Here is a 24385-nt window from a genome sequence, read left to right as displayed (position 1 = left end):
GCGCCAACCCACCCCCATCCCCTCCCTTTCAGGGAGGGGAGTTTAGTAGGGCGAGCCGCCTCTACCGCGAATGGTAAAAGTCATAGACCTGTTGCGCGACCGCAGCCGACACGCCCGGCGTCTTCTTGAGATCGTCGAGACTCGCCCCTCGCACCGACCGCGCGGTGCCGAAGTGCATCAGCAATGCCTTCTTGCGCGCCGGACCGATGCCCGGAACCTCGTCAAGCGGTGACGCGCCGATCGCCTTGGCGCGTTTGGCGCGGTGGGCGCCGATCGCGAAACGGTGGACCTCATCGCGAAGCCGCTGGAGGTAGAACAGCACCGGCGAATTGACCGGCAGCATCAACTCGCGGCCATCCATCAGGTGGAAGACCTCGCGCCCGTCGCGGCCGTGATGCGGCCCCTTGGCAACGCCGACCAGGCAGACGTCCTCGATCCCCATTTCCTCGAGCACGCCTTTGGCCGCGTTCAATTGCCCGCGGCCGCCGTCGATCAGCACGAGATCGGGCCAGTCGCCGGCATCGCGGTCGGGATCCTCCGCCTGCGCGCGCGCAAAGCGGCGGCCGAACACTTCGCGCATCATCGCGAAATCGTCGTCGGTCGCGGCATGCTTGATGTTGAACTTGCGATACTGGCCCTTGCGGAAGCCCTCCGGCCCGGCGACGACCATCGCGCCGAGCGCATTGGTCCCCTGGATATGACTGTTGTCGTAGATTTCGATGCGGTTGGGCGGCTCGGCCAGCTCGAACAGATCGGCGACTTCGCGCAGCAATTTCGCCTGGGTCGTGCTTTCCGCCAGCCGCCGATCGAGCGCTTCCACCGCGTTGCGCTTGGCCTGTTCCATCAGTCGGCGGCGGTCGCCACGTTGCGGTACCGACAGGGCGACCTTGTAGCCCGCGCGCTCGGCGAGCGCCTCGCTCAGCAGCGCGCCTTCCGCCAGCTCGCGGTCGAGCAATACGTTCCGCGCAGGCGGCACTTCCTCGTAGAATTGGGTGAGGAAGCTGGTCAGCACCTCATCCTCGGGCACCTCGTTGGTATGCGCCGGGAAAAAGCTGCGGTGCCCCCAATTCTGCCCGCCGCGGATGAAGAAGGCCTGGATGCCCATCACGCCGTCGCGGCAGGCGAGCGCGAACACGTCGGCGTCCCCGACCCCTTCGGCATTGATCGCCTGCGTCCCCTGGATGAAGGTCAGCGCCTTCAACCGGTCGCGCAGCACCGCGGCGAGCTCGAAATCCATCGCTTCGGCGGCAGCCGTCATCTGCGCACCGAGCTTGGTCTGCACCTTGGTCGACTTGCCCGCCAGGAAGTCCTTCGCGTCGCCGACCAGCTCGGCATATTCCTCGACCCCGATCCGCCCGACGCACGGCGCCGAGCAGCGCTTGATCTGATAGAGCAGGCACGGCCGGTCGCGGGTCTTGAAGAAACCGTCGGTGCACGAGCGCAGCAGGAACAGTTTCTGCAGCGCGTTGAGCGTGTTGTTGACCGACCCGGCGCTGGCGAACGGGCCGTAATAATTGCCCTTGGCGCGGCGCGCACCGCGATGCTTCTGGATGCGCGGAAAGTCGTGGTCGGCGCGCAGCAGGATGAACGGGAAGCTTTTGTCGTCGCGCAACAGCACATTGTAGGCGGGACGGAAACGCTTGATCAGCTGCGCTTCGAGCAGCAGCGCCTCAGCCTCGTTATTGGTCGTGACGATCGTCATCGATCGCGTCTGCGCGACCATCCGCTGCAGGCGTTTGGGCAGGCGGTCGACCTGGGTGTAATTGGTGACCCGGTTCTTGAGCGCGCGCGCCTTGCCGACATAGAGCACATCGCCGCGCGCATCCTGCATGCGATAGACGCCCGGGCGAGCGGGCAAGGTCTTCAGCACATTGCGGATCGCCGCGACGCCCGCCGCAAGGTCGGGCACCTCACCACCGCCGCGGACGGTGTAGGTGGCTTTGTCTTCGTTGAATCGGGTCGGCGAATTGGGGTCGGACATGCCCGGCGAATCTAGGGACTCGCCGGGCGTGAAGCTACCCCATGTTACTGGATCGCGGCGAGGTCGGTGGCGATCTTCTTGAGCACGTCGTCGGTGATCTTGCCACCCGACATCGGCGCGACCTGGTTGAGGCTCATCGACTTGAAGCTCTCATACATCGGATGCTGCGAGACGTCGCCGCCGAGATCGGCAGTGAGCACTTCCTTGGCCTTGGCGTCGGCTTCGATCGTCTCGATCGGAGTGTCGAGGGTGAACTTGCCGGCGGCGGCCGGAGCAGCGGCCGCGGGCGCGACCGGCGCGGGCGCGGGCGTAGCGGTAGGAGCCGGCGCGGTCTGACCGGCGAGCAGAGCGATAGCGATCAGCGACATCATGTTTTCGTTCTCCCCTAAAGGTTGGGCCGGTGTGGCGGCGATTGGCGTCGGAATTATGGCAGCCACCCTGCCATCAGGCGCGATGCTGATCCCAGCGATCGAATTCATAGGCGATCGAGCCTTCGACCAGCCGTTCCCACAAGTCGCCGACGAGCTGGGACGGCACGCCCGCGGTTTCGGCGGCGGCTTTGGCGTTGGCGATGACTTGCGCCTTGCGGCCTTCGTCGCGGACCGTGCCGCGATCTTGCTTGATCCGCGCGGCAGCGGTCATGAAGCGGAACCGGATCGCCAGCAGGTCGACGATCTGACGGTCCACCGCATCGACGCCGGCACGGACGTCGGTCATCGTCTGGCAGTCTTCGGGGGAAATCATGACGGCGTCCCCTAAGGGGTAAGGCAGTCAGCGGCAATGGTTCGGGATGACCGCGCCACTCTTCCTCCGTCATCCCGGCCCTGTGCCGGGATCCGACGGGCCGCGAGCTGGAAGCTGGAGCCTCTCGTCCAGGGCTTGTGGCACCTTGGATCCCGGCACAAGGCCGGGATGACGACGGAGGTGGAAGTATCGCAGCCCGTCTTAACGGGCCGGGAAAGCTCAGTTGATCCGCGACAAACCGGCGATGGTCTTGTCGACCAGCTTGGCGTCGGCGGCGGCGCCATGGCTGTCGGCGATGATCGACGTGGCGGCGCGGGTCGCGACATCGGCGGCCTTGGCACGAACCTCGGCGACCGCGGCGCGCTCGGCGGCGCCGATCTTGTCCTCGGCCATCTTGCCGCGGCGCGCGACCAATTCGGTCGCGTCGGTTTGCGCCTTGGCGACTAGAGCGGCGGCTTCCTGTTTGGCATGCGCGACGATCGCCGCGGCGTCGGACGCCGACGACGCATCGCGCTTCTTCGCTTCGACAAGCAATGCCTCGGCCTCGGCGCGCAACGCGGCGGCCTCATCGAGTTGCTGGCGGATCGTCGCGATCTTGCCGTCCAGGATGCGGCCGATCAGCGCCGGCACTTTCTGCCAGAGCATGATGCCGATCACGCACAGCATCGCCAGCGCCACCCAGGCCGGCGGGGTCAAGCCCAATGCCGACGGCTCATGGTGAAGCTCGGTGGTGCCGGTTTCCTTGGCCAGCGTGGTCGCCTGGAGATTAGCCATTGGCCAGTTCCGCTTTCACTCGTGCCGCCACCGTCGCGCGGTCGGGCGTGACGCCCGACAGCTTGGCGACGATCGCCTCGACCGCATCCACCGTGGCATCCTCGATCCCGGCGAACGCGGTCGCCTTGGCCGTATTGATGCGCGCGGTGGCCTCGGCCAGCGCCTTTTCCTGGTCGGCATTGCCTGCCTTGATCGCCTGTTCGGTCGATGCGGTGGCTTTCGCCTTGGCCTCGCCGACCAGCTTCAGGGCCTGGCTGCGCGCGCTGTCGAGGCTGGCGGTATAGCCTTCCTCGGCTGCGCGCGCGGTGTCGCGCGCTTCCTCCGCCGCGGCGATGTCGGCCGAGACGCGAGCGTTACGATCGTCGATCGTCCGCTCGATCTTCGGCACCATCGCCCGGCCGATCCCGAAATAGACCGCCGCGAACACGATCGCGAGCCAGAACAGCTGCGACGCGTAGATGGAGGCTGCTTGGGATATCTGAGGCATCGGAAGCGCTCGTTTTGCTGCTTACTTGACGACGAACAGGATCAGGATCGCGACGACGAACGCGATCAGACCCAGAAGCTCGGCGGCCGCGAAGCCGATGAACAGGCGGCCCTGCTGGCCGTCGGCGGCCGACGGGTTGCGCAGCGCGCCTTCGAGGAACGAGCCGAACACGTTGCCCACGCCGAGCGCAGCCGCGCCGACGCCGATCGCCGCGAGGCCGGCACCGATGTACATCAAACCATGATCAGTCATTTTAAACTCCCAGAATAATCTACAGCATTGAAAACGGGACTTAGTGCAGGTGCACCGCGTCGTGGAGATACAGCGAGGTGAGCAGCGCGAACACATAGGCCTGGATCGCGCAGACCAGCAGTTCGAGCGCCGAAACGCCCAGGATCATCAGGAAGCTGCCGATCCACACGACGAAGCCGATCGGGCTGCCGCTGAGGCCGGCATTGAGCCCCTGGACCGCGAAACTGCCGAACACTTCGAGCAGGATGTGCCCCGCGGTCATCGCGACGAACAGCCGCAGACCCAGCGAGAACGGGCGCACCAGGAACGAGATCAGCTCGACCGGGACGATCACCGGCAGCAGCACCAAAGGCGCGCCGTGCGGCACGAACAGCGAGAAGAATTTCAGGCCATGCTTCCAGAAGCCGACCGCCAGCACGATCCCGAACGAGAAGAACGCCAGCACCGCGGTCACCGTGATGTGGCTGGTGACGGCGAAGGTATGGAGATGCGGGATGATCGCCAGCGGCAGCACGCCGACCAGATTGGCGAACAGGATGAAGAAGAACAGCGAGAACACGTACGGCGCGAACTTCTTGCCGCCCTTGCCAATGTTCACATTGACCATCGAATCGATGAACGACACCGCGCTTTCGGCCGCGACTTGCCAGCGGCCGGGGATCAGCTGACGCTTCAGCCCGCCTGCCATGAAGACGGCGAGCAGCACGAACACGACGACCATGAACAGCGCCGAGTTGGTGAACGAGACGTCGTAGCCGAAAAGCTTGAGATCGATCAGGTGACCGACCTCGAACTGTTCCATCGGGTTGATGTCGCCGGCCATTATTCGGCTCGCTCCTTAGAAATGCGGTAGATATTGCGGAACGCGACGATGATCGCGAGCGCGAGGAAGGTCAGCAGCAGCCAGGGGCTGGTGCCGAGCCAGTAATCGAGCGCCCAACCGACGATGCCGCCGCCGAGCGGGGCGCCGATCAGTTCCATCAGGACGCGCGAGCCCTGGCCGTACCCCTTGGAAGGTTGCGGCCCGGCGCCCGAACGCGCCTGAATCAGGCACTCCGCTCCAGTTATTTGTGATCGCATCGCTGTTTGCGGAAAACCGGTACCCACTTTTCCGCGCGATACTCTAGATGCAGCGCGGATCGCGCTTCGGCGCGGCGGCAGTGCGCGTCTGCCAATTACCCGCGGGATCGCGATATTTCTCGCCCGGCGCGGTCTTGAGGATCAGGTTGCACCCGGTGGTGAACGCCATTTCCTCGACCGTCGACCCGCTCGCCGCGCTCTTCTGGGTATAGACCGCCTTGCGCTGGATGTTGATCTTGTTGACCAGCGCGGACAGGTCCTTGGTCGGGGCACCGACCGCGCCGATATAGCCATCGGGCAGTTCGCCGATCTGTCCCGCGGCGCGCGCCGCAGCATAAGCGGGGTCGCGCTCCTGCGCCGTCGCCGGCAGCGCGATCGCGATCAGGGTGCCCAGCAGCAGGGCGGAAGCAGTCATGGTGCGTTTCATCATCAGAATATTCCCGGATTCTCGTCGATCAGCGCCTTGGCCTGGCCGTCCAGTTTATACACCACTTGCTGGGTGATGTTGATGTTCAGATTGATCTCGATCGGCTTGTCCGGCGCGGTCACGTTGACGCAACCGCCGAGCAATCCGGTGGCGCAGGTCGCGCCGATCAATACCATCCGTCGCATCTTCCTGGTGGTCAGGCTCAATCGCTCCATCGTCAATCCTAATCGTATCATGGCTTGGTCTCGCTTGCGGGAGGCTGAACGGGTCGCACACCCGGCTGGATCTTGTTCTGCTCGCGGATCAGCGCGGGCAGGTTGCGCTTTATCAGCAGCGTGGGGTCGTAGAAGCTCTGCGCCGAATCGAGCAGCGAGCGGAAAGGCGCGCGGATCTTGACGTTGAACACGAATGGCAGCCGCTGCAACCGGCGGATCAGGAAGTTGGACTTGGTCCCCTCCCCCTGACTGACACCCGCGAAATGCGCTTCGGTGATGACTTCCCCCGCCAGCGGGCCGTTCAAGGTCAAATCGAGGTTGCGATAGCGCAGCGACTTCAGGGCCTGGAACGCCAGATTGCCCCACACGCCGACATCCTCCTTGGTGACCTGACCGACATAAGCCAAGGTGCCGCCGCCGGGGCGCACGTGCAATTCGCCCTTTTCGATCCGCCCGCCGGTGATGTCGAAAATCATCGGCAGCGTGCCGTCGAACACGCCGGTCGCATTCAGATTCTTGAAGTTGAATTGCTGCAGGAATTGCGCGGCATCGACCGCCGTCAGGCGGAAGGTCAAATGCCGGCCGCCGGGATCAGCGAAATCGAGCAAGGTCGGGGCGAGATCGAGCCGCCCGCCGGCAAACGGCCAGCGCGCGTCGGTGACCTGGATGCGCTGCGGGCCGAGCAACTGATAATGGACCACTCCGTCACTGACGGTGATGCCGGTATCGATCGTCTTGACCGTCGCGACCTGATCGGGTGCGGACACCATCCCCAGCAAATCGGTGAAGCGGATTTCGCCCGACAGGCCGGCGACCGGGCCGAAAGCGGCGGCAAGATTGGCGTTCTGCGTGCGGAACACGCCATTGCTGGTCACCGCCTGCGGGGTCCAGGCGATATGGCCGTGGCCAGTCACCGTGCCCGCGACATCGGCGATCACGCCTTCGGTCACCGGCGTCAGCGCTTCGGGCTGGAAGGACTTGGTGAAGGTCAGTCCAGTGACGTCGATATCGGCCGAGCCCGAACCGCTCGACAAATCGTGGGCGATCGCGACGTCGGCGACCTTCACCGCACCGTTGGTCGTGGTCAGCTTGCCGGTCGCGGCGAGGCGATTGTCGGCGAGCGTCAGCGACACGTCGCGGCCAGCCAACTGCCTGAAGCGCGGATCGTGCGCGGCATCCGCCACCGTCAGCGCGCCGCCGACCAGCAACCGCCCGTTCTCCATCCGCCACGTCCCCGCCGCTTGCGACAGGATCAGCGGCACCGCGCCGATTTGGCCGCCGGCATCGTCGAACTTGCCGCCGATCGATTGGCCGAAGCTGCCGTCGAGCGTCGCGATATCGAGCCGGGTCAGTCGCTCAGGCGCGCCGAGCCGCACCGCCAGGCGATCGAGGACGAATTGGCGGTCGCCGAGCCGCAAGGTCGCCTGGGCTACAGCGAGCGCAAGCGGATTGCTGCCAAGTGCACCGTTGAGCCGAAGGTCTCGCGCCACCGCGCCGCCGCCGATCCGTCCGCCCGCGATCCGCAGCATCGCGCCGTCGACCGGGCAAAGCTGCGTCCGGAACTCGCGCGCATCCAATCCGGAGAGGCGCAGCCGCGCGATCGCCACCGGCGCGCAGGCCGGATTGACCGCCAGGCTCCCGCGACCATCCCATTGCGCGAGCAGCGGCAGCCGCAGCCCGTCCACCGCGCCGCCGGGCAGCGGGCCGGATAAAGTCGCTTCGCTCTCGATCCGCGTCCGCCCGTCGAGCCCGGCGCTGAACCGGACCGGCGCGAGCGCGAGGCGCGCATTGCCGGCCTCGTAGGGCTCCATCGTCGCGGTGCCGGTAATCGGCGCGCCGGCGCGCTGCTGATCGAGATGCGCGCTGAGATCGGGCAATCCGCCGCCGCCGGCAACCAGATCGCCGCGCAGGATGACGCCACCGTTGGGCCAGACGATCTGCGCGCCGTCGCGGCTGGTCAGCGTGACGCTCGCGCCGCTATCGGCGACAGCGAGCAGGCGGGAGAGCTTGACCGCACCTCGCCCGCCATCGGTTGCCGCCGACAATTCGGCGGACAAGGCGAATTCGCGCGACGCATCGTCGATAGCGCGGGCAAGTTGGGCAGCCAGCGGCGCGAGCGGCGTGCCCGCGCCGGACGATCCCCATGACCGGAAGTTGGCGCGGATCGCGTCGGGCAAGGCGGCACGTCCCAGCTGCGCCTTGCCGGTGAACGCGCTTTTTGCATCGGCATAGCGATAAGCGCCGTCGATCGCCGCCGCCTGACCGGCAATGCCACCGCTGGTCAGCCGGTCCGCGGCGAGCCTCACACTCCCCTGTATGCCGCGCGCGGTACCGGCAAAGCCGAGCGATCCGGCGATCGCTTCGGCGTTCAGCGACGGCGCGGTCACGCGATCGGCGGCGAGATTGGCATGGCCATTCCAGCGATCGAACGTCTGCGCGACCGCCGCGTCGATATCGGCGCGAAACCGGGTCGCGCCGTTGCCATTGCAGCCCGCTTCGCCCGCGCGCATCGGGCCGCGGAGATGGATCGCGTCCGAGCGGATATCGATCCTGAGCGCGGCGACTGCCTTGTCCGCAGCGCAGGCGCCGCTCGCGATCCGCGCGCTGATCGCTGCCACTTGTCCCTGAAACCCGCCGTCGAGCCGACCGCTGCCTGACGCCTTCAGGCCCACCACACCCTGCGGCGCTTCCAACCGCATCCGGCCGTCCTGAAGGTCGAGCTGGATCGCGGGCAGTCGAAAGGCGCCGCCTGCCCCCTTGGGAATCAGCCGGTCGAGCGCCCCCAGCGACAGTGCACCGTCAACGATCCGCGCGCGCGTCCGCACATGCCCGGCGCGGACCCCGGTGACATGCGCGCCGCCGAAATCGACCGAGGTCTGCACTTCCACCCAATCGGCGATGAGGTCGGGGTGAGCGGGATCACCGATGACGATATTGGTGAGGCGCTGATGGCCGAGCGCAAGGTCCTCGATCGTATAGCGCGCCGGCACCTTTGCCTGCGACAAGGCATCGTCGATGAAATGCTCGGCGACCGGCTTGCGCACCAGCCACAGTCCGGCGAGCACGACCAGCAACACCGCCAGGGCGACGCCGAGCCGAAACCGGATGCGACGGGCGCGCGACGGGCGGGCAATATCCGGCTCGCTCTCGGTCATCGGGCCCTTGCTTGTTGTCATTGACCACCACGCTACACGCCGCAACGGCACCGGGGCAATTGCGTCGCCCCGGATCGCCGATTAACCCGTGACAGATGGGGGACGTTCCGGAACCGGATCATCTTGGTCACCGCGCGCGATTGCGGCAACGGCTGCTCGCCGATGCCGACGGCCTGCTCGACCATGAATTGATCGAATATCTGCTCGCGCTCGCCATCCCGCGGCGCGACACCAAGCCGCTGGCTTATGCCTTGCTGCGCGAGTTCGGCGGGATCGCCGGCCTGCTGACCGCCGCGCCCGAGGAACTGGCGCGGGTCAAGGGCATGGGCGAAACCTCGGTCGCCGCGCTCAAGATCGCGCAGGCGACCGCGCTGCGGCTGCTGAAGGCGGAGGTGGCGGAGAAGCCGTTACTGTCCAACTGGCAAGCGGTGCTCGATTACCTCCGCGCCGACATGGCGCATCACGGCAATGAGCGCGTCCGCGTGCTCCATTTAAACACCCGCAACATGCTGATCCGCGACGAGCTGATGAACGAAGGCTCGATCGACGAGGCGCCCGTCTATGTCCGCGAAGTCATCCGACGCGCGATCGACCTCAAGTCCGCGTCGATCATCCTGGTCCACAACCACCCCTCTGGCGATCCCTCGCCGAGCCGCGCGGACATCGACTTGACGCGTGCGGTGGTCGAGGCGGGGAAGAAGATGGGGATCGCGGTACACGATCATATCATCGTGGGGACGAAGGGGTTTGTTAGTTTGCGGGGTCAGGGGCTGATTTGAAGGGGCCGCGGTTACCGAGGTGGAGGAGGTCGGCATGGGTCATGACGTACAGGCCGGATTGATCGGCGGAGCGCTATTTCTCGGCGGCATGCTCACCGGCCTTATTCTCCAGAAGCTATTTGGAGCTTGGAAGAATCGCGTCCGATAGTTTGGTGTATTTAGTAAACTGTCACAGCAATTCTGGCCTGGCATTTATTAGACTGTCGCCGCAATCCAAGAGGGTGAGCGAACAATGATCTCTCCTGTGACCCTAGTCGTTAGGGCTTGGTTTTACGCTCAGCAGGATACTGCTGCGTACACCCGCGCGATTGAAAATGCAGGCTACGAGGTGAGCGCCCCGTTTCAGTTGAAAGATGGCCGAATCAATTTTGATTTTCAAATATATAGTTCGGATGAATTTGATCAGGCAGAGATCGAATCGGCAGTTTACGACATGAAGTCGAGATTGAATTTTCCCGACGGCAAAATGCCAAGCCAATCATGGATAGTTGTACGGATGCATGCCAATGCATGGCATACGCTGAATATCGATAGAAAGCTAATTGACGCTTTAAGTTCGATGAATACACAATTGTCTGTAGAAAATAGATCTTAGGTATTATCCCGACGGCAGTGTTCATCATATTTGGTGTATTTACTGTCACGTAATTCGAGCTTTAATGCTTTCTACGACTAGCCGCCGTCATTGGCCGCATGGTCAGCGAGCAGCGCCCTGAGGGCAGCGGCGGTCTCCTTTGCAGCCACCGCCTTTTTCCGTTTGTGTTCCTCCTGCTCAAGCATCTGGAAGATGACCAACTTCACGACCGGGAACATGAGTTTGCAATGTTCGTCAGTAAGTTCGTGAATGCCCTTGCTCAGCAAGGAGAACACCTTCTTGTTCTGCACCACCAAATCCGGGAGGCTGTCCTTCAAGGCTTCGATCTTCTCGTCCCAGCGCAAGCTATCATAATCAGCCGGCTTGTTTCCCTCCTCGCCGAGACGCTCGTAAGCGCGCCGGATCATTCGCTCGAAAACGCGCCGCAGGTAGGTGAAGGCGCCTGACGCGGCATCGTGCGCGAATAGCCCTAGGGCCGTCCCAAGCTCTTTGCGATCGAGCTCGTCCAACCCTTTTTCAATGTCCTTCAACTCGCCGAACGAAATGTCCGCCATCGACGGATGCTGACCGATCTTGATGAAGCGGTGTCCGACCTTGCGGAAAGCGTAGAGGTAAATGCCCACACAGCGCTGACACACTGAACGCAACCCGTAGATGTGCGGCGGATTTTGGACTCGGGCTATTCCGCGCAATCCTCCGCCTGTCGTCTGGGCGACTATTGTCGCCACGATAAATGGCGTAACCTGCTTACACCCGATACAAAAACAATCGAACGTCCCGATCCGCGCATTCGTAATCTGCCGTTCGACCTCAGCACCAACTGGATCGTCTGTGCTGACGAATGAGTAGAGCCCCTTATTAAGCAGCAAGTCGATTGCCGCTTCCCGCCCTTGATCGTGGACCTGCGTTTGCGCTTTCAGTTCAGCCTGTTCGTCTGTGTCTGCCATACGCGGAACTTAGGCACCCCCAGCGCGTCCGGCAATTCCAGATGCCCAAGGACTTTGCGCAAATATTTGGCCAGCAAACACCCCGCAATGCTGATCCGTGACTAATCTACGAACGCGGATTCAATCGACGAGGGTTGGGCTAATGTCCGCGTTTTGGTGACCGTTCACCAAAAGCACTAATTGCCGATACGGCCCTCCGTTGACACCACCCCCACCATCCCCGATAATCCCGCCCAGAGCGCATCTGGAGCGCCACCTGTCCGCGGCAAGGGAGCTTCTCCCATCCAGCTAAGAACGATACTTACGAACCCTTCTTCCGGCCTTTCGTAAGCGGACGTCTGGCATTTGGAAGGAAGGTTTCCGATGCGTCGTACACTCACGCCCAAGACCAATCTCGATACTCTCCGCAAGGACGCCAAGCGCTGGCTGAAAGCCATTCGCGCGGGCGATGAAACCGCGATCGCGCAGCTGCGCGACGCCGGCGCGAAACCGTCCGGCGATCCCGGACTGCGCGACGTGCACCAAGCGCTCGCGCTCGAATATGGCTACGAAAGCTGGGTCGCGCTCAAGGCGGCGATCGCCGATCTCGCGCTCGATCGCCAAAGCTATACCGAACGGCTCGACCAGGTCTTGCTGCACGGCTGGGATGGCGACCCGGCGGTCGCGCGACGGATCGTCGATCGCCACCCTGTCATCGCTCGCGACAGCGTGTTCACTGCCGCTACGTGCGGCGATATCGACGAGGTCGAGCGGCGATTGGCGCGCGATCCCGGTGCCGCACTCGCGGCGGGCGGCCCGAAGAATTGGACCGCGCTCGCTTATGTCGCTTACGGCCGGCTCGATCCCACGAACGGCATGGCGATCGCGCGGCTGTTGCTGGCGGCGGGCGCGGATCCGAACTTCTCGTTCAACGATGGCTGGGACAATTCCTTCACGCTGGTGACCGGCGCGATCGGCCTGGGCGAAGGCGCCAAATCGAGCCATCCCCAGGCAACCGAGTTGGTCGAGTTGCTGGTCAGCGCCGGCGCGTCGCCGTTCGACACGCAGGCGCTCTACAACATCTCGATCGTCGGCTCGGACGTCTATTGGTACGATCTGCTGTGGCGGCATTGCGAGGCGCAAGGGGTGACCGAGCCCTGGCACGATGCGGTCAGCTATCGCATCGGCGGGAACCGGCCGCTCAACCCGCTCGACTATCTGCTCGGCAATGCGGTCGGGCAGAACCATCTGGAGCGCGCCGAATGGCTGCTCGAGCGGGGCGCCAACGCCGATACGCCGCATGCCTATACCGGCCAGCCGGTCCATGCGCTCGCGCAGCTTTCCGGGTTCGTCGACATGGCCGCCTTGCTCGAGCGTCATGGCGCGGCGCGCGTGGCGCTGAGCGGCGCGCAGGCGTTCCGGGCCGCATGCCTGCGCGGTGACGAAGCGAGCGCGCGAGCGCTGCTCGCGGGCGACCCGCAATTGGTGACCAATCCCGCCCTGCTGCTAGCGGCCGCCGAGTTCGGCAATGCGCCCGCCATCGCGTTGCTGCTATCGCTGGGTGCCGATGTCGGCGGAGGCGATCATGAGGGGATCAGCCCGCTACACCGCGCGGTGCAGTCGGGATCGCTGGAGGCGGCGAATCTGTTGATCGCCGCGGGTGCCGAGATCGATCGCCGCGAGCGCAAATGGAACGGGACGCCGCTCAGTTGGGCAGTCGTGCTCGAGCAACCGCAGATGGTGGATCTGCTCGCACCGTTGAGCCGCGATATGTGGCCGCTGGTCCATCTCGGCCTGACCGAGCGGCTCGCTGCCGTGCTGAGCGCCGATCCCGATCTCGCCAATCGGGTGCGGGTGAACAAAGATACCCCGACGCCGCTTTTCTTCCTGCCCGATGACGAGGACAAAGCGGTCGAGGTCGCGCGCATCCTGCTGCGTCATGGCGCCGATCCGCGGACACGCAACAAAAGCGGCCAGACCGCGATCGACGCGGCGCGGCGGCGCGATCTCGACGAAGCGGCGGATTTGATGGAGGGCTGGCGTCATGACGGCTGAACGATCGGCACTGCCGCTGCGTATCGTGGTCGACCGACCCGTGCCGGGTGTCGCGCTGGCGCTTCAGCGCGGCGCCAGCGGCAAGGCGACGTTGGTCGGGCCGGTTCATCGCTCGGCCGACGCGCTCGTGTTCGAGCTCGACGTCACGCTGGACGGCAGCACTGCCGCCGGCGGGCCGCGCTTGCTCGGGCCGTTCGTCCAGGGACCGCCGACCGCGCGGTTCGTCTATCTCAATATCGGTGCAAGCGCCGGCCAGATCGGCTCGCTTTGGCAGCGGCGCGCCAAGGTGCCGCTCGGCGCGATTGGCTGGCAAAAGATCGAGGCGCTGGCGCCGGGCGAGCGCCTGACCGCGCATTTCAACGGCACCGCGCGCGACGGCAGCCCCGCTTGTGCCACCGTGCCGATCCTGCCGCCGGGCTGGGTGGCTAGGCGATCTTTTGCGCCCGGATGACTTTGAATTTGTCCTTGCTGATGGTCAGACGCAGCACTGGTCCTGGTCTTGGTGGGGGTTCGACTTCGACCACCCAGGTGTCCGCGGTATCCTTGATCGAATAATGTTCGCGGGGTCCGGGCGTTAGGCAGTCACCGGCCATCCCGATCTTGCGTGCGAACAATTGGGCCGACGCCAGCGCCTTCCGAGTCTCCGGCCCCAGCGATGCTAAGGGCTGGGGCTGCGAACATGCGGCTGCGGCGAGCAGGACAAGGAGGGGGGAGCACTTCATGTAGATATGAGATCACATTACATTTTGCCGCGCAAGCGGGCTCGCGCGAGGATCGCGAGCCCTCTCCCGCTTGCGGGAGAGGGTTGGGTGAGGGTCTTCTTTCTTCTTCCAAGCGGGCCCGCGCCCAAGAACAAGAAGAAGAAGAAGAAGAAGAAGACCCTCACCCTCCCACCGCTTCGCGGCGGGCCCCTCCCTCTCCCGCAAGCGGGAGAGGGAAAACGGCGAGGGAGTTTAAGGATGGCCGTCCTCAACGACGGACAGACAACGCCCCGCGCTCGGACTCGCAACAAAAGCCCGGTGACCGCGCGACGTAAGGTCTAACCCGCCACCGACCGTCCAGCGATCACCTTCAACCACGGCGCCGCGTGGAAGACACTCATCAGCAGGTACATCGGCACCATCCCGCCCAGCGGAAAGCCCGTCGTCCCGGAGCATAAAACCATCGGGCCGCTGCCCAGGCTCGTCAGCACCGCCATCGCCGCGAAGGTCGGCGATGCCGCCAGGCCCAGCCATTTGGCGAGCCCCGCGCTGCCGGCTGCGCCCGCGGTGATCATGCCTTATCCTCGTCGCGGAACGCGGCCTCGCCAGCATCGGACACTTCGACCCATTTGGGATCGGGCGCGGCTTGCTCGGCCTCGTAATTGTCGTGCCAGTTCCACCATTTATAGGGCGGCGTCTGGGGGTAGCCTTCGGGCGAATCCTCCCACGCTTCCTGGCGTCCGAGCGGAGTGATATCGAGAAAGTTCCAGGTCGAGCCCATCGCCTCGTCGCCGCGATTGTTGATGTAATAGGTGCGATAGATCTGCCCGTCCTCCCGGATGAAGACGTTATGGCCATGCCATTCGTCCACCCCGAAATCGGCATCGAAGCTGTCGGTGATCGTGTACCAGGGCATGTCCCAGCCCATCCGCGCCTTCAGCCGCGCGATATCGGCTTGCGGCGCGCGCGAGGCGTAGGCCAGCGTGGTGTCGCGGGCATTGAGATGCGCGAGATGCGCGACCTGATCGGCGCCGAACGAGCAGCCGCGACAGCCATGATCGGGCCAGCCGAACACGCCGGGCTCGAAAAAGGCGCGATAGACGATGAGCTGGCGCCGGCCCTCGAACAGGTCGAGCAGGCTCACTGCGCCATCGGGTCCGTCGAACCGATAATCCTTGTCGACCAGCATCCACGGCATCCGCCGGCGCTCGGCGGCGAGCGCGTCGCGGGCGCGGGAGAAGGCCTTCTCCTTGACCAGCATGCGTTCCCATGCCGCGGTCCAATCGGATGCCGGCACCGTCGGCGGGTGGTTCTCGAGCTTGCTGTCTTGCATGACATTCCTCCTGATCAGAAAGGCTTGCGCTCACTGCGCCTTGGTCGACGCCTCTTCCTCGGTCACCGCGCCGATCCGGCCGATGACCTGGGTCCAACCGCCGCTCATGTTGCGATAGGCGGTCTCGTTCTTCGGCAGGACGAAGCCCGAATGGACGACGCGCAGGCGTGTCCCGCCATCGACTTCCTCCAGCGTGAAAGTGACGATCGTGTCGAGCCGCGATCCGTAGCCGACATTGGCCTCATCGCCGCCCTTCCACGAATAGGATAGGCGTTCGCCCGGCACGACCTCGAGCACTTCGCACTGGATCGTCCCGTCCCATGCGCCCGCGGGTGAGGTCTTGTAGGTGAAAAGATTGCCGACCACCGGCTCGTATCCGGTTGGCGTCATGTTGAGCCAGCGCCCCATCAGGTCGCTGGTGGCCAGCGTCTTCCACACCGTGGCCGGCGCATGCGGGAACACTTCGTCGATCACGATGTCTCGCGTGTCGGCGTGCAAGATGGTGTCGGTCACGTGTCGATCTCCTTGAGCAAATCACGCAGATTGGCGAAGCGGTCGCGCCAAAAGGCGTCGTAATGGCTCAGCCAGTCGAACAGCGGCGCGAGCCCATCGGGCGTCGCGCGATAGAAGACGTTCCGCCCTTGCGGGCGTTCGGCGACGAGCCCGGCCAGCTTCAGCGATTTGAGATGTTGCGAAATCGCGCCCTGGGTGACGCCGCTCGCGCGGGTCAGTTCGGCGACATTGACCTCTCCGCCGCGCGCGAGTTGCTCGAACACGGCCCGGCGGGTCGGGTCGGCCAGGGCGCGCATGACGGCGTCGACGGGCAAGGCAGGAAGCATGCGAATCGATTAGCCAATACTAATCAATTAGTCAATACTAATGTTTCATCCGCTCGCGGCGGAGATAGATGCGCACGAAAAAGGGCCGCCGCGCCAAGGGGAAAACGCGGCGGCCCTCTGCGTGGGCGTCGTGGGAGTTAGATTACGACGCCTTTTGACCCGAAGCCTGTGAGAGGAAATTGGTCAGCTCATCCTTCGATACCGACTTGGACTTGTCGGTGTCGGCCTGGGTAAAGGCTTGGGCGACCCAGCCCTTGTTCGCGGCATCGTCCTTCACCGACGGATCGGCCTTGGTGCGCAGCGCGGTCATCCACGCGCCGAACTCGGTCTTGCTCAGCGAGCCGTTCTTGTTCTTGTCGTAGGTGCCGAACTCGCCGTTGACGACATCGGCGACCTGCGCGCCCTGGCCGGACGGCGCCGGATTGGCCGCCTGAGCGTCGGCTGGGGGCGCAGTCGGCGCGGGTGCCGTTTGCGGCTGAGCATCGGCAGTGGTCGGCGCCGGCGGCGTCGTCGGAGCCGCGGTGGTTGGTGCCGACGTGGTCTGTGGCGCCGGATTGGTCGCGGTCGGTGCCTCCGGCACCGGCGCGGTCTGCGGCTGCGCAGGTGCAGCGTTAGTATCCGGCTGCGGTGTTGCAGTCTGCGGCTGGTTCTGCGCCAATACAGGCGTAGAAATCAGAAAGGCACTAGCTAATAATACATGCTTCAGCATGGCAAATCTCCTTGCAATTTGGACCTGTTTCTGCGAAGCGGTTGTTCACCACCCCATGCGAATTGCTCTAGTAGAACATTCGACTTTCGATATGGGTCCGAAATTTCCAATATGGAAGGCCGATTTGTCCCGCGATTGGCGCAGGTCGTCGTGGACTTGTGCTTTGGTTGCGACGAGCTGACTCACGATTTTAGGGAACCGTCACTTCGGCACCACAGTGGGCAAACCGGGAACCCCTTTCCCCGGTTGGCCCGTAAAGGCGATTGAGGGTCGGGACCGCGCTTGCTATCGGCGCGGACATTCCCGGCATCCCGTTTTCGAAAGGCCCTTCATGGTCCCGCGCTATTCCCGTCCCGACATGACCGCGATCTGGGCCCCGGAGGAGCGCTTCAAGATCTGGTTCGAGATCGAGGCGCACGCCACCGACGCGCTGGCCGAGCTCGGCGTGGTGCCCAAGGAAGCCGCCGCCGCTCTATGGGCGTGGTGGGCAACCAATCCCAAGATCGACGTCGCAGCGATCGATGCGATCGAAGCAGTGACCAAGCACGACGTCATCGCCTTCCTGACCTGGGTCGCCGAGAATGTCGGCGATGAGGCGCGGTTCATGCACCAGGGCATGACCTCGTCCGACGTGCTCGACACCTGCCTGGCGGTGCAATTGGCGCGCGCGTCGGATATCCTGCTGACCGATATCGATGCGCTGCTGGTGGTGCTCAAGCGCCGTGCCGAAGAACACAAGCTGACCCCGACGATCGGGCGCAGCCACGGCATCCATGCCGAGCCGGTGACGTTCGGGCTCAAGCTGGCAGAGGCTTATGCCGAATTCGCGCGCAATCGCGAGCGGCTGGTCGCGGCGCGCAAGGATATCGCCACCTGCGCGATTTCAGGCGCGGTCGGCACCTTCGCCAATATCGACCCGCGCGTCGAAGCGCATGTCGCCGAGAAGCTCGGCCTGGCGGTCGAGCCGGTCTCGACCCAGGTGATCCCGCGCGACCGCCATGCGATGTTCTTCGCGACCCTGGGCGTGATCGCCTCGTCGATCGAGCGACTGGCGGTCGAGATCCGTCACCTCCAGCGCACCGAAGTGCTCGAGGCCGAGGAATATTTCTCGCCCGGGCAAAAGGGCTCGTCGGCAATGCCGCACAAGCGCAACCCGGTGCTGACCGAGAATCTGACCGGGCTCGCCCGCATGGTGCGCAGCGCGGCGATCCCGGCGATGGAGAATGTCGCCCTGTGGCACGAGCGCGATATCAGCCATTCCTCGGTCGAGCGCTATATCGCCCCCGACGCCACGATCACGCTCGACTTCGCGCTGGCACGGCTGACCGGGGTGATCGACAAATTGCTGATCTATCCGGCGCGGATGGAGAAGAACCTCAATAAAATGGGCGGCCTGGTCCATTCGCAGCGCGTGCTGCTGGCGCTGACCCAGGCTGGGGTCAGCCGCGAGGATTCGTACCGGCTGGTCCAGCGCAACGCGATGAAAGTGTGGGAATCGGACGGCGAGCTCTCGTTGCTCGAATTGCTCAAGGCCGATCCCGAAGTGACCGCGGCGCTGTCGCCGGCCGAGATCGAGGAGAAGTTCGACCTCGATTACCACCTCAAGCATGTCGACACGATCTTCGCGCGGGTGTTCGCGGACGCCTGAGCATGGGCCGACTGTGCCCTTTTAGGCACATCCGGATGCAACATGGCAACACAAGTGCAAATGCTGCAACTGCGAAGGATTGAAACAATATTGCGTGTTAGCGCAACTATTTCCATATGCCTTCCAGCCGGACTGATCCGGCTCTAAGGAGAAGCAACCATGCGTATCATGGAAATGCTGGCCACCGCGATGGTGAGTGTCGGCAGCCTGGCGCTGGTGGCGGGGGTCCTTTCCCTCTAAACCATCGGCCCAACCGCACCCCGTGAAAGTCGGGGGCGGTCAGGGCGGGTTGGGTGGACGACCCACCTCACATCCCTACCGAAATTTTAGCCTACCGAAATTTTAGCGACGTCTGTTGCGACTCCGGTACGTCGTACCGGGTATTCCTGGCGGCAGGGCGATCGCAGCGACGATTGGCGAAGGGAATCCCGCCGATCTACGTTGTGACCCTAAAGGGGCACGGCGGGGACCAGTGGACAATATCGATTTTGACGGGCGTGCTACGCCCGAACCGGAGCGGTCGAGCGCGACCGGCCCCGCTTTGCCGACCATCACGGTGGTCGGTTCGGCGCTGGCGCTCGCCGCCTGCGGTGGCGGCAGCGATGGCGGCGGCGCCTCCGGCGGTTCGCCGCCCCCGCCCGCCCCGCCCCCGGTCATTCCGCTGAGCGACATCCAGGCGAGCCGTTTCCTCGGCCAGGCCACGATGGGCGCGACGCGCAGCACGATCAACGCACTGGTCACCCGTGGCATCACTGGTTGGCTGAACGATCAGTTCGCGATGCCGCGTGCGACCACGCATTGGGACTGGCTGGTCGCCAACGGCTATTCGGCCGCGACCAATATCAACAACGAAGCAGGGTTCGACGCGACGATGTGGCGTCAGATGATCGTCGAGCCCGATCAATTGCGCCAGCGCGTCGGCATGGCGCTGCTCGACATGTTGGTGGTCGGGATCGACGGGCTCAACCTCAATTGGAAACAATTCGCGATGGCCGCCTATGTCGACGTGCTGCTCGACAATGCGTTCGGCAATTTCCGCGACATCCTCGACAAGATCACCACCAACGCGGCGATGGCGTCGTTCCTGACTTTCCTGGGCAACCGCAAGGCGAACGCCTCGACCGGCGCCCAACCCGACGAGAATTACGCGCGCGAGCTGATGCAGCTGTTCACTTTGGGCCTCTACCGGCTCAACACCGACGGCACCTTGGTCGGCGGCGCGACCCCGACCGAAACCTATACTCAGCTCGACGTCACCGGCCTGGCGCGCGTGTTCACCGGCCTGGTGCTGGCGAACAATACGAGCACGACGCCCGATCGCTACCGCCTGCCGCTGGTGATCAATGCGGCGATCAACGAGACCGGACCGTCGAGCTTTCTCAACGCGAGCACGACCGGGGGCGGCATGGCGGCGATCAAGACCGCGCTGGACGCCATCTTCGCGCACCCCAACGTACCGCCCTTCGTCTCGAAGCAATTGATCCAGCGGATGGTCACCAGCAACCCGACCCCCGGGTATGTCGGCCGCGTCGCCAGCGCATTCGCCGATAACGGCGCGGGTATACGCGGCGACATGAAGGCGGTGATCCGCGCGATCCTAACCGACAGCGAAGCGCGCGCCGACAGCATGATGGCCGATGCGACCTTCGGCAAATTGCGCGAACCGGTGATGCGGCTGACCGGCTGGGCGCGCGCGTTCAACATGACCTCGCCCGCCAACACCTGGCCGATCGGCGATACCAGCAGCCCGTCGACCCGGCTAGGCCAGTCGATGGGCCGCGCTCCCTCGGTGTTCAATTTCTTCCGGCCCGGCTACACGCCGCCAAGCACTGCGATTTCCAATGCCGGACTGGTCGCCCCCGAATTCCAGATCACCAACGAGCAATCGGTGGTCGGCTATGTCAATTTCATCAACGCCCTGGTCAACAATGGCAGCGGCGATGCAAAGCCCGATTATACCGACATCCTGACCAAGGCAGCGGACAGCGCCGCTCTGGTCGACGAAGTGAACGTCGTGCTGGCCGCCGGCCAGCTGTCGACCGCGACGTTGTCATCGATCCGCGCCGCCGTCGACAGCGTGTCGGCGACGGCGACCAACGGCCCCACCAATCGCGCGAAGATCGCCATCCTGCTGACGCTGGCGTCGCCCGACTATCTGACGGTGAAGTGATGAGCTGTTTCGAGCACGACCAATCCCGCCGCGCCTTCCTGAAGCGGAGCGCCGCCCTCGGCATGGCCGGCGTCGCGGCGCCCTTCGTCACCAGCCTGGCCGCGATCGGCGAGGCGGCCGCCGCGGTCTCGAGCGATTACAAGGCGCTGGTGTGCGTGTTCCTGTACGGCGGCAATGACTACGCCAACACGCTGCCGCCTTACGATGCCGCCAGCTACGCGCTCTATCAGGCCGCACGGTCGAATATCGCCTTGCCGCGCGACGCTCTGACCGCGACCGCGCTCAACCCGGCCAACAGCCTTGGCGGACGGCAATATGCGCTCGCCCCCGCCATGGCGTCGCTGCTGCCGGTGTTCGACGCCGGGCGGATGGCGGTGGTGCTCAACGTCGGCACCTTGGTGATGCCGACGACCAAGGCGCAATATCAGTCGAACGCGGTGCGGCTGCCGCCCAAATTGTTCAGCCACAACGACCAGCAAAGCTATTTCCAGGCGTCGAATCCCGAAGGCGCGACGAGCGGCTGGGGCGGCCGGATCGGCGATCTGTTCCAGAGCGGCAACGGATCGGCGACACTGACCTGCGTCAACGCCAGCGGCAATGCGGTCTACCTGACCGGACGCAGCGCGGTGCAATATGCGGTCGGTTCGGGCGGCCCGATCGCGTTGCTCAACAATGCGGCGTCGCTCTATTCGTCCTCGACCGCGATGGCGACGCTCAAGGCGCTGATGACCGGCGGCAGCGCCAATATCCTGGCCAACGAACATGCCCGGGTGAGCCAGCGGTCGCTCGACACCTATACCCAGCTGAGTGCCGCGCTGGCGGGTGCTCCGGCCGCCAATTTCCCTTCATTCCCCAGCGGCAACAGCCTGGCCGACCAGTTGAAGATCGTCGCGCGGATGATCTCGGTCTCGGCCACGCTCGGGGCGCGGCGGCAAGTGTTCTTCGTGTCGCTGGGCGGGTTCGACATGCACGACAATCTCGCGACCGATCATCCGCGCCAGATCGGGTTGGTCGCCGACGCGCTCAAGGCGTTTTACGACACTACCGGCGCGATGGGCGTCGCCGACAAGGTGACGACGTTCACCGCGTCCGATTTCGGCCGCACGCTGACGTCGAACAGCGATGGCGCCGACCATGGCTGGGGATCGATGCATTTCGTGCTCGGCGGCGCGGTGCGCGGCCGGACGATCTACGGCACGCCGCCCGCTATCGGCAGCAACACGCCCGACGATGTCGGCCAGGGCCGCCTGCTTCCGACGATCGCGGTCGACCAATATGCGGCGACCTTGGCGAACTGGTTCGGCGTCAGCGGCGGCGACATGGCGACGGTGCTGCCCAATATCGGCAATTATGCTCCATCGAGCTGGAATATCGGCTTCGTTTAAGACGAGCCGGACTCCTCCGGAGACTATCCCCAATTCGGATATATTTCCGCACAAGCGCCGGCGAGCTATGCCGGTCTTTTCGTGGGAGGCACGCGTGAAGAAACCGCAAACGGTCGCCAAGCTGACCGAACTGGGCCGTGTCCAGTTGTCGCGAACCTTTTTCATGCGCGATTTCCTCTATTCGGACATTGCCGAGATCCATGGCCTGTCGAACATTCCCGACGATCCCGATCTGGCGATCGCGGCAGGAACGCGGCTATGCGAGGATTTGCTCGAGCCGCTGCAGGACGTATTCGGGCGGATCGCGATCCGATCGGCCTATCGCTCGGCCGAGGTCAATCGGCTGGGCAACGTCAAAGGCTATAATTGCGCGTCGAACGAACGCAGCGCCGCCGGCCATATCTGGGACCAGCGTGACGCCCAGGGCCAGATGGGCGCCACCGCGTGCATCGTCGTCCCGCGCTTCGCCAACGAATGGACCGGCCCCGACGACTGGAAGCGCATCGCCTGGTGGGTGCACGACCATTTGCCTTATTCGACGATGGAATTCTTCCCCATCCGCTGGGCGTTCAACCTGCAATGGCACGAGCGGCCGCTACGGATGATCTACAGCCATATCCCGGACGCGCGCGGGTATCTGACTAAGGCTGGGATGCCGGGGTTCGATGAGGATCACAGGGAATTGTGGGGGCCGATCGTTCCCCAACTCTAATCCCTTCTCCCGGTGGGAGAAGGATAGCGTAGCTTGGCGGCGTGCCGCCTAGCGAAGCTTGGATGAGGGTAGTTTGAGAGGCGGACGGCGCGAGCAACGCGCGTCTGCCCTCACCCTTCCGCGCCTTTGGCGCTCCCTCCCTCTCCCTAAGGGAGAGGGATTGGAACTCACCCCCCGACCGCCTTCTTCACCTTCTGGAAGAAGCCCTGCGTCTGGGGGCATTCATCCCCCGTCTCGGTGCAGCGGAATTCCTCGAGCAGTTCGCGCTGCTTGGCGGTCAGCCTGGTCGGGGTCTCGACCGAGATGCGGACCACCAAATCGCCGCGACCCTTGCCCTGGAGCACCGGCATGCCGGCGCCGCGCTGGCGGACTTCGCGGCCCGATTGCGTCCCGGCGGCGACCTTGACGTCGTGCTGCTCGCCATCGAGCCCGGGAATGGTGATCGATCCGCCGAGCGCCGCGGTGGTGAAGCTGATCGGCGCGTGCGCGAACAGGGTCGTCCCCTCGCGCTCGAAGATCGCGTGCCGTTTCACATGGAGGAAGATGTAGAGGTCGCCCGCGGGCGCGCCGCGCGGTCCGGCCTCGCCTTCGCCGGTCAGGCGCACGCGCGTGCCTTCGTCGACCCCGGCGGGAATGTTGACGGTCAGCGTCTTGGTCTTTTCGACGCGGCCTTCGCCGCGGCATGACGAGCACGGATCGGCGATCACCTGGCCGGCGCCGTGGCAGGACGGACAGGTGCGTTCTACAACGAAGAAGCCCTGTTGCGCGCGCACCTTGCCATGGCCGGCGCACGTGCCGCAGGTCTTGGCCGAGGTACCGGGCTTGGCGCCCGAACCGTCGCACGCCTCGCACAAAGCGGCGACGTCGATGGTGATCGGCTCGGACTTGCCGTGAAAGGCTTCCTCCAGGCTGATTTCCATGTCGTAGCGCAGATCGGCGCCGCGCTGCGGCCGGCGCTGGCCGCCACGGCCGCCGCCCATGAACTCGCCGAACACACTTTCGAAAATGTCGGAAAAGCCCGAGAAATCGTTACCCCCGCCGAACCCGCCGGGTCCGCCGCCCTGCTGGAACGCGGCATGGCCGAAGCGATCGTACGCGGCACGCTTCTGCGGGTCTTTCAGGCATTCATACGCCTGACTGACCGCCTTGAACTTCGCTTCGTGATCCTTGCAGCCCCCGTTCTTGTCGGGGTGGTATTTCATTGCGAGCTTGCGATACGCCGACTTGATCGTCGAATCGTCGGCGTCGCGCTCGACTTCGAGCAGTTCGTAAAAATCAACTTCGGTGGTCATTTACCCGGCCCCCGCCGACTTTCCCCGCCACCCCCGCCAAGGCGGGAGCCCATCTCCTGATCCTGCCTCGGTCGAAGCGAGGGAGATGGGTTCCCGCTTTCGCGGGAATGACGGGTAGAGTCCATC

The 24385-nt window shown here is 64.5% G+C and carries 26 protein-coding genes; 8 read left to right on the top strand and 18 right to left on the bottom strand.

Going from position 1 to position 24385, the window contains the following annotated elements:
• Window positions 1-61 precede the first annotated feature (61 nt).
• The 11 genes from uvrC to AC1DSD_RS00925 all read right to left on the bottom strand — a co-directional run bounded on the left by uvrC (window position 62) and on the right by AC1DSD_RS00925 (window position 9115).
• Window positions 62-1981 (bottom strand): excinuclease ABC subunit UvrC, encoded by a 1920-nt coding sequence (gene uvrC, locus AC1DSD_RS00975; RefSeq protein ID WP_478027749.1) that lies wholly within the window; start codon window positions 1979-1981, stop codon window positions 62-64.
• 44 nt (window positions 1982-2025) lie between these two features.
• Window positions 2026-2352: a hypothetical protein gene (locus tag AC1DSD_RS00970; protein ID WP_478027748.1), complete on the bottom strand. Its 327-nt coding sequence runs from the start codon at window positions 2350-2352 to the stop codon at window positions 2026-2028.
• A 73-nt stretch (window positions 2353-2425) separates the two neighbouring features.
• Window positions 2426-2725 (bottom strand): chorismate mutase, encoded by a 300-nt coding sequence (locus AC1DSD_RS00965; RefSeq protein WP_478027747.1) that lies wholly within the window; start codon window positions 2723-2725, stop codon window positions 2426-2428.
• A gap of 219 nt (window positions 2726-2944) precedes the next feature.
• Window positions 2945-3499: a F0F1 ATP synthase subunit B family protein gene (locus AC1DSD_RS00960; RefSeq protein WP_478027746.1), complete on the bottom strand. Its 555-nt coding sequence runs from the start codon at window positions 3497-3499 to the stop codon at window positions 2945-2947.
• On the bottom strand, window positions 3492-3986 hold the full coding sequence (locus AC1DSD_RS00955; protein WP_478027745.1) for a F0F1 ATP synthase subunit B family protein: 495 nt from the start codon (window positions 3984-3986) through the stop codon (window positions 3492-3494). Before AC1DSD_RS00955 ends, AC1DSD_RS00960 begins: the two co-directional genes overlap by 8 nt.
• Window positions 3987-4007: 21 nt before the next feature.
• Window positions 4008-4220: a F0F1 ATP synthase subunit C gene (locus AC1DSD_RS00950; protein ID WP_066586696.1), complete on the bottom strand. Its 213-nt coding sequence runs from the start codon at window positions 4218-4220 to the stop codon at window positions 4008-4010.
• Window positions 4221-4278: 58 nt separating this feature from the next.
• A complete protein-coding gene (locus tag AC1DSD_RS00945) occupies window positions 4279-5064 on the bottom strand; it encodes a F0F1 ATP synthase subunit A (RefSeq protein WP_478028233.1) in 786 nt (261 codons plus the stop codon).
• Window positions 5061-5318, bottom strand: coding sequence for an AtpZ/AtpI family protein (locus AC1DSD_RS00940; RefSeq protein WP_478027744.1), 258 nt, complete (start codon window positions 5316-5318; stop codon window positions 5061-5063). Before AC1DSD_RS00940 ends, AC1DSD_RS00945 begins: the two co-directional genes overlap by 4 nt.
• A gap of 43 nt (window positions 5319-5361) precedes the next feature.
• The gene (locus tag AC1DSD_RS00935) at window positions 5362-5733 is read right to left on the bottom strand and encodes a YdbL family probable chaperone protein (RefSeq protein ID WP_478027743.1); all 372 of its coding nucleotides are present in this window, start codon (window positions 5731-5733) and stop codon (window positions 5362-5364) included.
• 14 nt (window positions 5734-5747) lie between these two features.
• The gene (locus tag AC1DSD_RS00930; protein ID WP_478028232.1) at window positions 5748-5930 is read right to left on the bottom strand and encodes a YnbE family lipoprotein; all 183 of its coding nucleotides are present in this window, start codon (window positions 5928-5930) and stop codon (window positions 5748-5750) included.
• A 47-nt stretch (window positions 5931-5977) separates the two neighbouring features.
• Window positions 5978-9115: an intermembrane phospholipid transport protein YdbH family protein gene (locus tag AC1DSD_RS00925; RefSeq protein WP_478027742.1), complete on the bottom strand. Its 3138-nt coding sequence runs from the start codon at window positions 9113-9115 to the stop codon at window positions 5978-5980.
• 95 nt (window positions 9116-9210) lie between these two features.
• Between AC1DSD_RS00925 and radC the strand changes: the two genes are divergently transcribed.
• Both radC and AC1DSD_RS00915 read left to right on the top strand, forming a co-directional pair.
• Complete coding sequence (radC, locus tag AC1DSD_RS00920; RefSeq protein ID WP_066827535.1) at window positions 9211-9894, top strand: RadC family protein; 684 nt, start codon at window positions 9211-9213, stop codon at window positions 9892-9894.
• Between the two features lie 232 nt (window positions 9895-10126).
• A complete protein-coding gene (locus AC1DSD_RS00915; protein ID WP_478027741.1) occupies window positions 10127-10489 on the top strand; it encodes a hypothetical protein in 363 nt (120 codons plus the stop codon).
• A 77-nt stretch (window positions 10490-10566) separates the two neighbouring features.
• Here the strand turns inward: AC1DSD_RS00915 and AC1DSD_RS00910 are convergent, their stop codons facing one another.
• Window positions 10567-11436, bottom strand: coding sequence for a hypothetical protein (locus AC1DSD_RS00910; protein ID WP_478027740.1), 870 nt, complete (start codon window positions 11434-11436; stop codon window positions 10567-10569).
• 363 nt (window positions 11437-11799) lie between these two features.
• Here AC1DSD_RS00910 and AC1DSD_RS00905 point away from each other — a divergent pair, with 363 nt between their 5' ends.
• Both AC1DSD_RS00905 and AC1DSD_RS00900 read left to right on the top strand, forming a co-directional pair.
• Window positions 11800-13470, top strand: coding sequence for an ankyrin repeat domain-containing protein (locus AC1DSD_RS00905; protein WP_478027739.1), 1671 nt, complete (start codon window positions 11800-11802; stop codon window positions 13468-13470).
• Complete coding sequence (locus AC1DSD_RS00900; RefSeq protein ID WP_478027738.1) at window positions 13460-13921, top strand: DUF5990 family protein; 462 nt, start codon at window positions 13460-13462, stop codon at window positions 13919-13921. The genes AC1DSD_RS00905 and AC1DSD_RS00900 overlap by 11 nt, the downstream gene beginning before the upstream one ends.
• Window positions 13922-14509: 588 nt before the next feature.
• Here AC1DSD_RS00900 and AC1DSD_RS00895 read toward each other — a convergent pair.
• The 5 genes from AC1DSD_RS00895 to AC1DSD_RS00875 form a co-directional block, all read right to left on the bottom strand.
• A complete protein-coding gene (locus AC1DSD_RS00895; RefSeq protein ID WP_478027737.1) occupies window positions 14510-14746 on the bottom strand; it encodes a hypothetical protein in 237 nt (78 codons plus the stop codon).
• A complete protein-coding gene (locus AC1DSD_RS00890) occupies window positions 14743-15504 on the bottom strand; it encodes a DUF899 domain-containing protein (RefSeq protein WP_478027736.1) in 762 nt (253 codons plus the stop codon). The genes AC1DSD_RS00895 and AC1DSD_RS00890 overlap by 4 nt, the downstream gene beginning before the upstream one ends.
• Before the next feature lie 30 nt (window positions 15505-15534).
• The gene (locus AC1DSD_RS00885) at window positions 15535-16017 is read right to left on the bottom strand and encodes an SRPBCC family protein (RefSeq protein WP_478027735.1); all 483 of its coding nucleotides are present in this window, start codon (window positions 16015-16017) and stop codon (window positions 15535-15537) included.
• Window positions 16014-16343, bottom strand: coding sequence for an ArsR/SmtB family transcription factor (locus tag AC1DSD_RS00880; RefSeq protein WP_478027734.1), 330 nt, complete (start codon window positions 16341-16343; stop codon window positions 16014-16016). Before AC1DSD_RS00880 ends, AC1DSD_RS00885 begins: the two co-directional genes overlap by 4 nt.
• Window positions 16344-16485: 142 nt before the next feature.
• Entirely contained in the window at window positions 16486-17052 is a 567-nt protein-coding gene (locus AC1DSD_RS00875; protein WP_478027733.1) for an EF-hand domain-containing protein, read from the bottom strand.
• Between the two features lie 331 nt (window positions 17053-17383).
• On the opposite strand from AC1DSD_RS00875, the gene purB reads away from it, so the two are divergent.
• The 4 genes from purB to AC1DSD_RS00855 all read left to right on the top strand — a co-directional run bounded on the left by purB (window position 17384) and on the right by AC1DSD_RS00855 (window position 22967).
• A complete protein-coding gene (purB, locus tag AC1DSD_RS00870) occupies window positions 17384-18700 on the top strand; it encodes an adenylosuccinate lyase (protein ID WP_478027732.1) in 1317 nt (438 codons plus the stop codon).
• Window positions 18701-19172: 472 nt separating this feature from the next.
• Window positions 19173-20870 (top strand): DUF1800 domain-containing protein, encoded by a 1698-nt coding sequence (locus tag AC1DSD_RS00865; RefSeq protein ID WP_478027731.1) that lies wholly within the window; start codon window positions 19173-19175, stop codon window positions 20868-20870.
• Entirely contained in the window at window positions 20870-22255 is a 1386-nt protein-coding gene (locus AC1DSD_RS00860; protein ID WP_478027730.1) for a DUF1501 domain-containing protein, read from the top strand. The genes AC1DSD_RS00865 and AC1DSD_RS00860 overlap by 1 nt, the downstream gene beginning before the upstream one ends.
• 94 nt (window positions 22256-22349) lie before the next feature.
• The gene (locus tag AC1DSD_RS00855; RefSeq protein ID WP_478027729.1) at window positions 22350-22967 is read left to right on the top strand and encodes a hypothetical protein; all 618 of its coding nucleotides are present in this window, start codon (window positions 22350-22352) and stop codon (window positions 22965-22967) included.
• Window positions 22968-23134: 167 nt separating this feature from the next.
• Here AC1DSD_RS00855 and dnaJ read toward each other — a convergent pair whose 3' ends face one another.
• Entirely contained in the window at window positions 23135-24259 is a 1125-nt protein-coding gene (gene dnaJ, locus AC1DSD_RS00850) for a molecular chaperone DnaJ (protein ID WP_478027728.1), read from the bottom strand.
• Window positions 24260-24385: the final 126 nt, after the last annotated feature.

The organism is Sphingomonas sp. P4_D12, assembly GCF_056401895.1.
Note: the sequence above shows the minus strand (reverse complement) of the source record. Positions and strands in the feature narration are given on the sequence as shown.